This is a genomic window from Klebsiella sp. H-Nf2, assembly GCF_002806645.1.
GTDB lineage: Bacteria > Pseudomonadota > Gammaproteobacteria > Enterobacterales > Enterobacteriaceae > Klebsiella > Klebsiella variicola.
This window is the reverse complement of record NZ_PIBL01000008.1, coordinates 210,093-222,943: the sequence shown is the minus strand read 5'-3', so window position 1 is coordinate 222,943 and position 12,851 is coordinate 210,093. Positions and strand designations below refer to the sequence as shown.

The 12,851-nt window shown below is 47.4% G+C and carries 14 protein-coding genes; 11 read left to right on the top strand and 3 right to left on the bottom strand.

Annotated elements, in window-relative coordinates; genetic code table 11:
• The first annotated feature begins 153 nt into the window (after nucleotides 1–153).
• The 9 genes from CWM58_RS19445 (at nucleotide 154) to CWM58_RS28190 (ending at nucleotide 7,504) form a co-directional block, all read left to right on the top strand.
• Nucleotides 154–774: a Gp138 family membrane-puncturing spike protein gene (locus CWM58_RS19445; protein WP_227520722.1), complete on the top strand. Its 621-nt coding sequence runs from the start codon at nucleotides 154–156 to the stop codon at nucleotides 772–774.
• Nucleotide 775: 1 nt separating this feature from the next.
• Entirely contained in the window at nucleotides 776–1,129 is a 354-nt protein-coding gene (locus tag CWM58_RS19440; protein WP_100681571.1) for a hypothetical protein, read from the top strand.
• Complete coding sequence (locus tag CWM58_RS19435; RefSeq protein WP_032729830.1) at nucleotides 1,129–2,328, top strand: baseplate J/gp47 family protein; 1,200 nt, start codon at nucleotides 1,129–1,131, stop codon at nucleotides 2,326–2,328. Before CWM58_RS19440 ends, CWM58_RS19435 begins: the two co-directional genes overlap by 1 nt.
• Complete coding sequence (locus tag CWM58_RS19430) at nucleotides 2,325–3,098, top strand: DUF2612 domain-containing protein (protein WP_100681570.1); 774 nt, start codon at nucleotides 2,325–2,327, stop codon at nucleotides 3,096–3,098. Before CWM58_RS19435 ends, CWM58_RS19430 begins: the two co-directional genes overlap by 4 nt.
• Complete coding sequence (locus CWM58_RS19425; RefSeq protein WP_100681569.1) at nucleotides 3,098–3,883, top strand: tail fiber protein; 786 nt, start codon at nucleotides 3,098–3,100, stop codon at nucleotides 3,881–3,883. Before CWM58_RS19430 ends, CWM58_RS19425 begins: the two co-directional genes overlap by 1 nt.
• Nucleotides 3,883–4,461 (top strand): tail fiber assembly protein, encoded by a 579-nt coding sequence (locus tag CWM58_RS19420; RefSeq protein ID WP_100681568.1) that lies wholly within the window; start codon nucleotides 3,883–3,885, stop codon nucleotides 4,459–4,461. The genes CWM58_RS19425 and CWM58_RS19420 overlap by 1 nt, the downstream gene beginning before the upstream one ends.
• Nucleotides 4,462–4,484: 23 nt before the next feature.
• Nucleotides 4,485–7,016 (top strand): hypothetical protein, encoded by a 2,532-nt coding sequence (locus tag CWM58_RS29060; protein ID WP_206056645.1) that lies wholly within the window; start codon nucleotides 4,485–4,487, stop codon nucleotides 7,014–7,016.
• Nucleotides 7,016–7,225 carry a hypothetical protein gene (locus CWM58_RS28195; protein ID WP_133122430.1) on the top strand — a complete coding sequence of 70 codons (210 nt, stop codon included), beginning with the start codon at nucleotides 7,016–7,018 and terminating at the stop codon, nucleotides 7,223–7,225. The genes CWM58_RS29060 and CWM58_RS28195 overlap by 1 nt, the downstream gene beginning before the upstream one ends.
• Nucleotides 7,226–7,291: 66 nt before the next feature.
• The gene (locus CWM58_RS28190) at nucleotides 7,292–7,504 is read left to right on the top strand and encodes a hypothetical protein (RefSeq protein WP_133122429.1); all 213 of its coding nucleotides are present in this window, start codon (nucleotides 7,292–7,294) and stop codon (nucleotides 7,502–7,504) included.
• Between the two features lie 76 nt (nucleotides 7,505–7,580).
• Here the strand turns inward: CWM58_RS28190 and CWM58_RS28185 are convergent, their stop codons facing one another.
• Nucleotides 7,581–8,252 (bottom strand): HNH endonuclease, encoded by a 672-nt coding sequence (locus CWM58_RS28185; protein WP_133122428.1) that lies wholly within the window; start codon nucleotides 8,250–8,252, stop codon nucleotides 7,581–7,583.
• A 5-nt stretch (nucleotides 8,253–8,257) separates the two neighbouring features.
• The gene (locus CWM58_RS19405) at nucleotides 8,258–9,469 is read right to left on the bottom strand and encodes an AAA family ATPase (RefSeq protein WP_100681566.1); all 1,212 of its coding nucleotides are present in this window, start codon (nucleotides 9,467–9,469) and stop codon (nucleotides 8,258–8,260) included.
• 471 nt (nucleotides 9,470–9,940) lie between these two features.
• Between CWM58_RS19405 and CWM58_RS19400 the strand changes: the two genes are divergently transcribed.
• A complete protein-coding gene (locus tag CWM58_RS19400; RefSeq protein ID WP_227520720.1) occupies nucleotides 9,941–10,240 on the top strand; it encodes a hypothetical protein in 300 nt (99 codons plus the stop codon).
• Nucleotides 10,241–10,750: 510 nt separating this feature from the next.
• On the top strand, nucleotides 10,751–11,953 hold the full coding sequence (dacC, locus tag CWM58_RS19395; RefSeq protein ID WP_004201290.1) for a serine-type D-Ala-D-Ala carboxypeptidase: 1,203 nt from the start codon (nucleotides 10,751–10,753) through the stop codon (nucleotides 11,951–11,953).
• Between the two features lie 38 nt (nucleotides 11,954–11,991).
• Here dacC and deoR read toward each other — a convergent pair whose 3' ends face one another.
• Entirely contained in the window at nucleotides 11,992–12,750 is a 759-nt protein-coding gene (gene deoR, locus CWM58_RS19390) for a DNA-binding transcriptional repressor DeoR (RefSeq protein WP_060568522.1), read from the bottom strand.
• Nucleotides 12,751–12,851 lie beyond the last annotated feature (101 nt).

Genomic DNA, 12,851 nt, shown 5'->3' with positions numbered 1-12,851 from the left:
GTCCACATTCAGCACTGAATTATCAGACGCCATCAGAGTTTGCAGCACGGTGGCGAAATGGAAAATGTGAAGGTAAACAAACCGACCTTACTAACTGACGGTTGTATCTAATCCTGGGGGCAGGTCATATCCGATAAAACCCGTAGTGGTGCGCTGGCGGAGGTTCTGGCGTCTGAACGGAAGACACTCAACGAACAGTTGCGCGTTGCGCTACCTGGTATCATCCAGTCATTCGACCCTGACGCTGTGACCGCCGTGGTACAGCCAGCGATCCGCTACGTCGAACGAGATAACGACGGCAACAAAAGCACCAAGGATTATCCGTTGCTGGTGGATGTTCCTGTCGTATTCCCTCGCGGTGGAGGCTGCACGCTGACGTTTCCTGTTAAGGCTGGTGATGAGTGCCTTGTTATCTTCGCGGACCGCTGTATTGATTTCTGGTGGCAAAGCGGAGGTATTCAGGAGCCGGTAGACGAGCGCATGCATGATATATCCGATGCCTTCTGTATCGTCGGCCCGCAATCGCAGGCTAAGAAAATCGGCGGCATCAGCACCAGCGCGGTAGAACTGCGCAGTGATGACGGGGAAACAAAGCTAAGTCTTAATCCTGCCAGCGGGGCTATCAACGGTACGGCGCCGGGAGGTTTTAACCTGAACGGGCTTAAAATCCTTTCTGATGGCCGCCTGCAGCTGGTGGATGGCTCAATCGTCGATAAGCATACGCATGGTGGCGTTGAGTCAGGCGGGAGTAACACAGCACCACTCGGAGGATGATATGCGATACCGTCGAGAAGATGATGACGGGGATTACACCTTCGGTCAGGGTGATGATACCTGGCTGGTTAACTCCCCCGAGGCCGTCGCGCATGCCATTAAAACGCGCTTCCTGCTTTGGTACGGGCAATGGTTTCTGGATACCACAGCGGGTACGCCGTGGATTCAGTCAGTACTTGGCAAGCAAAAGCCAGACACCTACAACCTCGCTATCCGCAAGCGGATCCTCGAAACGCAGGGCGTTAGCTCTATCACTGCGTTTAATACCACCGTTGACGGCACCACACGCCGTGTAACGTTCACAGCAACGGTGGAAACCATCTACGGGACAACCACAGTAACTTCGGAGGCGTAATGTCTTTGGACCTCGACACACTCGGCTTATCGGCAACGGTAACCGCTGAGGGGATAAGCGCGCCCGACTATCAGACCGTTCTGGACACCATCACCGGCTATTTTCAGCAGATTTATGGCAGTGATGCCTATCTCGATCCTGACAGCAAAGATGGCCAGATGGTGGCGCTGGTTGCCCTGGCTATTCACGATGCCAATAACACGGCCATTTCTGTTTACCGGTCTTTTTCACCATCGACGGCGCTGTCCGATGCATTAACCAGTAACGTCAAAATTAACGGCATCACTCGACGGGCTGCGACAAACTCCACGGTCGATGAGTTGATCGAAGGTGAAGCCGGGACGTTAATCGCAAACGGCTCAGTGAAAGATGCCAACGGCATCATCTGGAATCTTCCTGCTCAGGTGGCTATTGGTATTGATGGAACCGTCATTGCGACTGCAACGTGTTCTGTTGCCGGTGCTGTTGCGGCCCCTGCTGGATCAGTCAACAAGATAAATACCCCGACACGTGGCTGGGTATCAGCAACTAACCCGCAAGCGGCCACAGTAGGCGTAGCGGCAGAAACCGACGCAGAACTTCGCGTAAGGCAGTCGCAAAGCGTCGCGCTGGCGTCTCTCACACCGTTTGATGCAGTAGATGGAGCGATTGCCAATGTTGAAGGCGTGACTCGTCATAAGCTGTTTGAGAATGATACTGAGGTAATGGATGCGAACGGGTTGCCCGCGCACTCTATTTCAGCTGTTGTGGAGGGAGGGGATGCAACAGTGATTGCCAATACCATCCGAAGCGTAAAGGGACAGGGAGTTTCTACCTTCGGCATGACTGCCGTGGTTGTCACAGATAGGTATGGAAATCCTTATACCATTCGATTTTCACGTCCCGTAGATGTTCCGGTGTTCGTGTCAATCACCCTGAGGGCGTTAACCGGATACACTTCTGATGTTGGTGATGAAATGAAAGCGGCGGTGGCCTCTTACATTAACTCTCTCGCTATCGGTGATAGTGTGTTGTTGAGTCGTGTTTATTCTCCTGCAAACCTCGGTGTAGTCAGTGGTGGGAATGCGCGATATTACGATATCATGGAGTTATTGATAGGTCGGTCAGCTGACTCTGTAGCAGCAGCGAATTTAACCGTCTTATATGACGAGGCTGTTTCATGTAGCGTGGAAAATATAGAAATAACGGTGATGACATGAGTAAATACACCGAACTCATTTCTAACTACCATGCAGGAAAACCAAAATTTGTAAAGCATGTTGACCTGTCCACGCGCCCTCTAATTGATATATCTGGTTCTGTCTACGGCCTTATCTCGGCATTCGACATAGATACAGGGGTGGGAGCGCAACTCGATATTCTTGGAAAATGGATCGGTGTGGCCCGGACAGTTGCAGCGCCAATATCTGGAGTTTTTCTTGAATGGGATAAAGATCGTGTTGGTTGGGATCAGGGCATCTGGCTTGGTCCATATCAGTCTTCTGATGCCTTAACTTACCTCAGTGATGATGTATACCGTGTAGTGTTAAAAGCTAGGGTAGGGATTAACAGCTGGAATGGTCAGAATGGCACGCTGCCTGATATTCTGGAAACAGCACTCGCTGGCACTGGGATTAAAATGATTATCCTTGATAATCAGGATATGACCGTCTCATTACTCATCGTCATTGATTCTGAATATTTAATGTCTGTAACTGATCGATTGATATTTGATTCAGGTATGAATCGTGGTCCATTTATTTCTCTTCCTGATGATTACACACCATCGCGATATGACATTAACCCAATAGATAAACTTCCCGCTGAGTTTGTTTTTGTGGTTCGTGCTGGGCTCCTTACGGTAAAAGCGGCCGGAGTAAGAGTTAGAGAAACAGTTACGCCCTCTAATGGATATAAATTCTTTGGTTTTGATGTCGAAAACGACTATATCGCTGGATTTGAGTCCGGTGCATGGGGAGAAAATTTCTGATGCCAGTTAACAACTTTAAACCATTTGCCATTGCATCTGGCTCAAATGTGACATCACAGACGGAATGGGAAGGTTTGATCGCCCTTTCTACAGGATTTACTGCAGGGCTGGCCAGGGCCGCCCAGATTAATAAAGCGCTGCGGCAGGGGACCGTTATGGCGAGCGTCTTAGCTCAGTTCATGGCTGAGACAACCGGAGAGGATGTGCTTGATGATGGTGACACAGCAAAGCTTGTATCCCTGATTACCATGTCAGTTAATTCTGTTGCGCGGAGTGCGCTTCCAGTTGGAACCCCCATCCCTTGGCCCTCAGATAGTCTACCCGCAGAGGGAAACTTCGCATTTATGCAGGGGCAAACATTTAGTCCGACGGCATATCCGTTACTGGCTGCTGCGTACCCGTCAGGTGTAATTCCAGACATGCGTAACTGGACCATTAAAGGGAAACCAGCTACCGGGCGTGCGGTGCTATCGCAGGAGCAAGATGGTGTTAAATCCCACTCGCACACAGCATCTGCCTCATCAACAGATCTTGGAACTAAAGTCACGAGTAGTAACGGTGACCACTCCCACACGTGGGGATCTGCTATGCAGAAACAGGGGGGGAGTGATCAGGAGGTTGGCAATAATAGTGGGAATAATTTTGGTGTGACATCTACTGCAGGCGCACATACACACTCTGTAGCAATTGGGGCCCACTCACATACCATCACGGTCGATGCTACTGGTAATGCAGAAAACACCGTTAAAAACATCGCATTCAACTACATCGTGAGGCTCGCATAATGACTTTTGAAATGTCTGATAAAACTCAGGTTGTAACCGTTTATCATATCAGTGACGACACGGGGGAGTTGGCGGGCTTTGAAGAGTTGTCAATCCCGCCTCACACTGGATTGCCAGCCTGCTGCACCCAAATAACACCGCCAGAAATAGGACCCGGAGAAGCAGCGGTTTTCAATATAGCTGCTGGGCTGTGGTCTCTTATTGAGGACCATCGCGGAAAAACCGTATACAGCACAGTGTCTGGAGAACCTATTGAGATTTCAGCGCTCGGAGAACTGCCAGAAGGGGTAACGACGAAGGCGCCAGCGGACAAATATCAAAAATGGGATGGCGATAACTGGGTTGACGATACAGAAGCTAAACACCTGGCTGAAGTGAGAAATGCTACTGAGCTATTGACCGAATTGATGCGCGAAGCAAACGCAAAAATAGCTCCTCTAAACGACGCTATAGAGCTTGGTATCCAGACTGAAGAAGAATTTACGAAACTGGCTGAGTGGAAAAAATACCGCGTTGCATTGAACCGCATTGATACATCTACGGCACCCGATATCGTTTGGCCTGAAATTCCTGCCTGATCCGCTTCTGAGGTAACACCACTATGCCATTTTATTTAACGCGGGATCCGGTTCCGTCGGCAGACATGCGTAACGTTTTTGATAACGCTCAGAATCTGGACCTTGCACTCAATGATTTAACTTCATCCTTATGGACTGATCGGCTCGGTCGTAGCCGTATGTCATGGTTCGGACTGGAGTCTGCATTTTCGGTAAAACTGAGTGACTTTGAATCCCGATTTACCAGCCAGATAGTCGAGCAGGAAGCCACTTTTGATGCTTCTCAAGCGGATAAAGAAAACCGGTTTCAGCACTTTCTCGTGTCGTCTGGGTATGTACTTCTTGGGGATTACGACGATGGTCCTTTTCAGTTCAGCGCCCGTAACCAGTACATCCGCTATAACAACCAGTATTACCGCCTGAATGCTGCTACAGACGTCGGCTTTACGACCACCGGAACCGATGCGACCAGCTTTGCTAACGACGTTACTCACTTCGTTCTGATGGATGGTGACACGCTTCGCCAAAACCTGGGTTCAAGCGACGGTTTCGGTTTGGTTGGAAAATGCCCGAACATTTCCACACTCAGGACTATCGAACCCTCGTATAGCGGGCAGTCAATCATCCTCGAAAAATGCGACGCCGAAGGGGTGCTGCTCAATGTCCAGTTGCATCACGACCCCTATGATATTTTCTCTCCCGATGATGGCTTTTCTGTATTTGTCACACCGGGCGGCGCACGCTGGAAACCTGACCTGACGCACGGTTATAACGTTGCACTTGCAGGGTTGAAAAGAGACCTATCCAACCTGGCAGATTGTTTTGATCGGGTGCGAGATTCCATTATTAACCGGATTGCTGCTAATGGCCGGGTTAATAATATTCTGTGCAAAATGATGATCCCCAGCGTTAGCTTTGTTACCAATTACAAAATTGATCACCCTCTGGTTTATCCCAGCATCATTACACTGACTGCGCTGGGTAATGTTTATATTGAGCCAAAGGAGGGGATGCATTTTCAGCCGGTAGTATGTGGGGATAATTCCCAATTTACCAGCAAGCTGACCAGGGCGATGTTTCAGGCTGATTCAGGCTGGCAGGGGGCTACGCGTAAATACCTTAACCAGGCGTCGGCGAGAGTGATACTGGATTGCGTGGGAGGAGTGCTCACTATTCGCGGTCCGGGGTACGCATTAGAATATACTCCTGTCGATGGAGACCCTATTTTCGATCCTGACGGCAATCCCACCCTGGATACTACCGGGCTCTCCATCGGGAATATTGCCCCCTGCGATCTGGATTGCCGTGACGTCGTTGTGCAAAACGTCTCTGTCATTGGTTTTAACAAACCCCTCGTCTGGGGAACCTACAACACGTTTATCTGTGGTCTGCGTAATGTTTATTTTTCCCGCGTCTATGACGCGGTAACGATCCCCGATGGTATCAGCAACTCCGGCGAGCGTATGTGGTATGACAATGTCACGTTCGCGAATGTGGCCAGGCATGCTTTCGTAGGAAAATCGGCGGGAGAGCATACGCTGTATAACTGTAGCGTAGACTTTGTCGGGAAAGACCTGTTTTATAACGGGTCAAACAGCGCATGCCGTTTTGTATTCCAGTCAGGCCATATTGAAGGCGTACAGCGCTATATTGCGTCAAAAGAAGCGCCGACGAGCTATTCGAAAGCCAGCGTTTATATTTCTGAGTCGGTGAAGTATGACCCTCGCCGGGGCGCTAACGATTATCGCGGTATTACGCAGATGTTCAGCGCACCGACTAACCCGGATAAGCCGGAATACGGGATTGGCCTGTTCATTGATTTCAACGCTCACATTAGCGCATTTGACGGTGTGGCACCGAACGCTGAATACCCCTGTTATGCAGGGTCGCCGGTCAATACCGGATTCGATTTGAGGATGAAACAGCAGCGAGCGCCGGGCTCGCGGTATCTTAATACCTACGGGCCAGGCTCAAAACTTATTCATGCCACCATCCAACCCGCTGAAGTTGATGTTGGACACCCGATCACTTCTACAGACCCATTGAGTTCCGGTTCATTGTTCGCAGCAATTAAAACAGGTGACGCGGTTGTGGAGTACGGCTCAGCTTCTGATCAGAACGACTCTATCCGCGTTATCAAAATCACCATGAGTGCGATCACTGATACGGTACAACTGTTCCTCTGTAACCGAGCGCGGGCCGTTTCCGGGCGTAACCCTTTGTGGGCGTCGTGCTCGGTAAACGTAGAAGGGGCAAACGGGCAGGTAAACCTGACACCAATTATGGCGAACTATCAGGGAAGTGAGGTTGAGGTAAACACAAACGTCATACCGACTAAATACCAGGTAAAACCAAAATTGGCAGCGTTCACGATGGGCTACCCAACGGATATGATTGCCATGAAGGAAAAGGCCAACCGAACAGACAAATTTCAGGCAATGCCATCATCCACTGTTCTTGGCTACTGGCAGGGAGCTGACTTCTTTATCCCCGGATTCCTGATATTCGGCTATACCGGCGTGTTGATACTGAAGGCGCCATCATTTTGGTTTGAAACAGAAAACGGAGGTTACTGATGCGATTCTTTATCTATAAGTCTTGGGCGAGGGTCGAAAACCAAACTGCGTATGAAGTCACATCGGAGCGTCGAGATGAAGATACGGATACCTCCGTCGCATTTTTTGATTGTGAAGTCCCTTCACTTGCAATCGCTCATGCTGTGATTGCTCTGCAAAAAACAACTGAAAATACAAATAATTGTCTAATTTTTAGAAATGAAAATTAACTATTTTTTGGTTATAAGTGTATAATACGAAAGTTGTTTAATTGTTAACAATCAAAAGAGGTCAGCATGCGCATTTTTGTGTATTTTTCTCCTGATAAATGTTACGGTAACTATAGAACTTATGAAATAACGCCTTATAAACGTGCAGAAGACCATATTACTATTTTTGAATGTGATGACTTCACAAATGTACTTTTTAAGGCTCAAGAGGCACTGCGAGTAGCGGGTGTTAGTTTGTCAGAAACGAATACTATGTTATCTGATGATTTTCCAGTGTGATTTTTATAAGAGCTTTTGAATAAACGCCAGCCATATATATCGCTGGCGTTTTTTATTTTAAATATTTTTTTTTGGTTTAAAAGTTTATTTTCATTCCTTTTGTTTTTAAAAGTGACTGTATTCTATTGTCTGTAAGTATATGCCATTTCCAGAAAATTGAGAATGGATAAGATGGCGTGCATAAAACCTCTAGTTTTTCAATTATGTTATTTATTTCTCTATCTGTATTCTTTTTGTTAACTAAGTCCATTCTTAAATTCATGAAGTAGACATAATGCTCTTGTATTTTCTCCATTAAATTTTCTTTTGTTATACCACGAATTCCTGTATTCACAGAGTTATAACAGTCTGTTAGTAAGTTAATAGTGTTTAATGTCTCTTCAGAAGGAGTATCAGAGCTTGCTTTAATTTCAACGCCATTGTAAATGCATCTTCCTGCTAAGTGAATTATTTCATTAGATACATTTACACTCTTGTCTGTGCAATTCAATAATAAATCCTTTCTTGTGCCTTTAATACTGTTACACCTACTGCAAGAGTAGAATAAGTTTTCCCATTGAAATTTCAAGATATTATTACCTTCATGAGGAGTAAAATGCTCAACCTCAGGATCTGAAAGGTCTCCTTGTTCACACAAATAACATTTCCCATGAAATATTTTGCATAATTCTTTAACAATCTCAGGGCTGTTGTATATTGATTTCTTTAAATCTGAAGGTTCTGGGTATGACCTGATTACTTTAAACATTTACCTTACTCCATTACATCAATTTGTTTATTTTTTGCATAAACAAAAACAGCTTTGGAACGGGAGTCGAGATTTTCAAAATCATTTTCAAGTAGCTGTAGAATATATTTAAATCGATCATTAAACATATTGTTGTCTGCGAGAGAAATCATCTCATCGGCTAATTTTTTTAGTGTGTCAGATGCATCGTTTTCACCTAATAATCCTTTAACTATAGAGCTATAAGAGTAAAGAGACAAATCCTCCAATTGAACATCATCTGTAATGTTATAAATAATTGAATTGGAAACGGATTGTACAACAAACGGTGAGTGAGTGGATATTATGAACTGAATTTTAGGGTAACTTTCGCATAGGAAGTTGAATATTTTTTTTTGGAGGGATACATGTAGATGAACATCAATCTCATCTATTAAAACAACACCTTTAATGCTGTTATTATCTTCATTGGAAATTAGGGAAAACATAGCTAACTCAGCGTAAATAGATAATATTGAGGAGAATCCGGAAGGTAGAAGATCAAATCCTAAAGGTTCTTTTCCCTTTTGAATTATTTCCATTCTTAGTTTTTTTGTGTTAAATGATAATTTTAAATTTACATCCTCAAATAATTTTTGTAAATCAATCTCAATGCTTTTTATTATCTTTTCTATTCTGGTGTATTCATTGATATTACCAGCACCCTTTTCAAGAAGAGAATAGTTTGATATTGAAACTAGATAGTTTTCAAGGTTACTTGAAAGAGTAGTATGTTCGGTTATTTTTTTTGAATATTCATTGTGTAAATCATGAATGCTGGAAATACGAGTGGGGGAAACACTTTCATATTTTCTTAAGGCAGGGAAAAATCTATAAATGAATTTATTGCTCTGGATGATGGAAGATATTTCTGTTGATGAAAAGAAAGCAATGTCGAGAAGTTTTTTTCTTTCTAAAGACTCCTCCATAATTTTAACGGATCTCATGAAGTTATTATGCTGTGTGGTGTCTTTCGGTAAACTATTAAGGGCGGTTTTTTGTTGAGCTAAAGTTATTTCAGTTTCTAATAACGACTCTGGATTCTGTGTCTTTATTACATTTTTTAAATATATGTCTAAGTTTTGGAGGAACTTTGTTTTTCCCGAGCCATTCACTCCAACAATAATTAGGTTTTTACCATTTAAAATTATTTCTCTATTTATGGTTTGTTGATTGATTGATTTTATTATGAAAGGCATAGCGATTCTCCTTTATTATTGGCGATACCAAGAACTCTTATCGTGAATTACATAACATGTCATTAATGCATTATATTTAGTGCTATTCAAACACTTTTTGCAATGCATCCTTTAAGAACATCATATATCAAGTAGTATATAGAGTTATAGTAGATACAGGAGACTGTTACTACACACCGGAAGATTGCAGACGTGCTCGAAATCGGGGGGCAATTTATAAAAAATCCCTGTGAACATTTATAAATCAATATGTTATGCCTGTGCAGTTAATCGATAGGCGATACTGATCCTGATACAGATATTGATCTGAAGAGGCAATAAGACAACTGTATATAAAATTAGTATCATTGAGAGTTTAGGATCATGCCGCCTCGATACGAAATTGAAATAGCCTGCCGGGAGGCGATAGTCATCGAGCCCAATGGTAGGCGCACTATCACTACCTGGCGTTTTCTGCAGGAGCAGGGAAAGGTGAACTGGCACTGGCCGGCAAGGCAATCCAACAAGTGGATAGAACATTACGTGACCACCACGCTTCTCTTCGAGCGGTCGGGTGGTTACGTTGTGCTGGGTATCTCCCTTATGGCAAAGCAGGGGAGTCAGGTTCTGATCCAGCATGGCGGCGGGGCGGAACTCGCCACGCTTAGAGGAAAGTCGCTGATTACCGAGGATGGCGAAGCGATCGAAGGTGAGGTCCTGGACGATGTCACTGTTATCGGCGTCGTGACATTTACTATCTGCGATGTCCGCGGGGACAACACCGTTGTTTAGTTGCTGTTGGTTGTACCGGCGGTGATGGCGCTGATAGCATCATGGTGTTTGAAGAGCTGGCGAAATGGCTTACTCACCTGCGCGACCATCGATGAAATCAATCCATCACTTCATTATCATCCCTGATGGGCTTTTTGAGAGCAGAGGCTGGCAATTTTGGGGCAGATTTTGGGGCAAATCGGCGTTTGGGGCATGATTTGGGGCAACCAAATGTCCGCATTTGTCCGCATTTGTCTTGCCATAAATTTTTGTATCTTATTGAAATTTCGCTATATCATTGATTTTTGAACGGTAAGTTTTTTCTTGCCATAATAAAGTTAATATTTAGGCAATCACGATCAAAAAAGTTGTTCTGATTAAAGCACAGCGGCACGTTATTGCGTAAACTTTAAAAACTTTACCAACTCGCTGTTTCTTTAAGGTCATTTGTACGCTTTACTCACCGGTTGCTGCGGCGCGGTCAGAGTGGTGCGGCATATTTTGTTTGGAAAGGATACTTGGGTGGCTCTTATGATGCATGACGCTTTTTCCCTTCGCGGCCTCGCTGCAGGTTGCGCGCTGTTATTTCTTGTCGCACCTGCGGTGCAGGCTGCAGAACAACTCCCCGACGCCCCTTCGATTGACGCTCGCGCCTGGATCCTGATGGACTACGCCAGCGGGAAGGTGCTCAGCGAAGGCAATGCCGATGAAAAACTCGACCCGGCCAGTCTGACAAAGATCATGACCAGCTACGTGGTGGGGCAGGCGATAAAAGCGGGAAAAATCAAGCTCACCGATATGGTGACCGTCGGACGTGATGCCTGGGCGACCGGCAACCCGGCGCTGCGCGGCTCATCGGTGATGTTCCTCAAGCCTGGCATGCAGGTCTCGGTGGAAGATCTGAACAAAGGGGTCATTATTCAGTCCGGTAACGACGCCAGTATTGCGATTGCCGACTACGTGGCGGGCAGCCAGGATGCATTCGTCAGCCTGATGAACGGCTATGCCAAAAAAATGGGGCTGACCAACACCACCTTTATGACCGTCCACGGCCTTGATGCGCCGGGTCAGTTCAGTACCGCCCGCGATATGGCGCTGCTGACCAAAGCGATGATCCACGATGTGCCGGAAGAGTACGCGGTACATAAAGAGAAAGAGTTTACCTTCAATAAAATTCGCCAGCCGAACCGCAACCGTCTGCTGTGGAGCACCAACCTCAACGCCGATGGCGTGAAAACCGGGACCACCGCCGGGGCCGGCTATAACCTGGTCTCCTCAGCCACCCAGGGTGATATGCGTCTGATCGCCGTGGTACTGGGGACCAAAACTGACCGCATTCGCTTTAACGAGTCGGAAAAACTGCTGACCTGGGGCTTCCGCTTCTATGAAACCGTGACGCCGATTAAACCGGATGCCACCTTCGTCACCCAGCGCGTGTGGTTTGGCGACAGTAGCGAAGCGAAACTGGGAGCCGGCGAGGCGGGCTCTATTACCCTGCCGAAGGGCCAGCTGAAAAACCTGAAAGCCAGCTACACCTTAAATCAGCCGCAGCTTACCGCGCCGCTGGAAAAGGGGCAGGTGGTCGGGACTATCGACTTTAAGCTGAATGATAAAACCATCGAACAGCGCCCGCTGATCGTCATGGAGCCGGTGAAAGAGGGCGGCTTCTTCAGCCGGATGATCGATTTCGTGCTGATGAAACTGCACGGCTGGTTCGGCAGCTGGTTCTCCTGATGCCATGACCGCGCCCGGCGGGCGCGGTCAGTGACGCCTCAATACAGCAGGGAGATCTGCTGCGCCTTCGCCAGCGCGACCAGCTCATCATCCGGGCAGATATCGCTGGCGATCACGTCAAAGTTCGCTAACGCCCCCATGCGCGCCGGACGCACTTTGCCAAACTTGCTGTGGTCGACCACCAGCACATGGTAGCGCGCGTGACGCATCGCCCAGTGCTTGACCGGCAGCTCCTCCAGGTTATAGCAGGTCGCCCCCTGCTCGCAGTCAATGCCCGCCGCCGAGTAAAAGGCGATGTCGGGGCTCAGATGGCTGAGGGTATCTTCAAGGCTCAGCGGCATAAAAATCGCGTTGCTGGCGTGAAATTCTCCACCGCAGAGGACCGCGCGGCACTGCGGTTTCTCCTGCAGGGCCAGGAAGGTATTCAGGGAGTAACAGACGCCGGTGAAGGGCAGGGCATCATCGATGGCGTCAATGATCCACGGCGTGGTGGTCCCGCAGTCGAAGAAGGCCATCTGATGGGCCTCCAGCAGCGCGGCTGCATGGCGAGCGGCGCGGCGTTTTTCCTCGACCAGCCGGGTTTTTTGATCGCTGAGCAGGTAATGGGTGGCGCTGCGCGGCTCCAGCACAATGTATCCGCCGAGCAGCACAACCGGGCCGCTATGGCCATTGAGGTCGCGACGAATGGTCATTTCCGAGACCCCAAGCAGGGAGGCGGCTTCTTTCAGATGCAGCTTATCGCTGCGCTTGAGTGCCTGAATGAGCTGACTGATACGTTCGTCACGGCGAGTTTCCATATTCCCTCTGCGCTAAAATCGCCCTGCGGGGGCAGGGCGTTAGCGGGATTTTACCTGTCGCTTACGGGTTAGTCACGCGGTGGCCGCAGCGACGGCTGGCG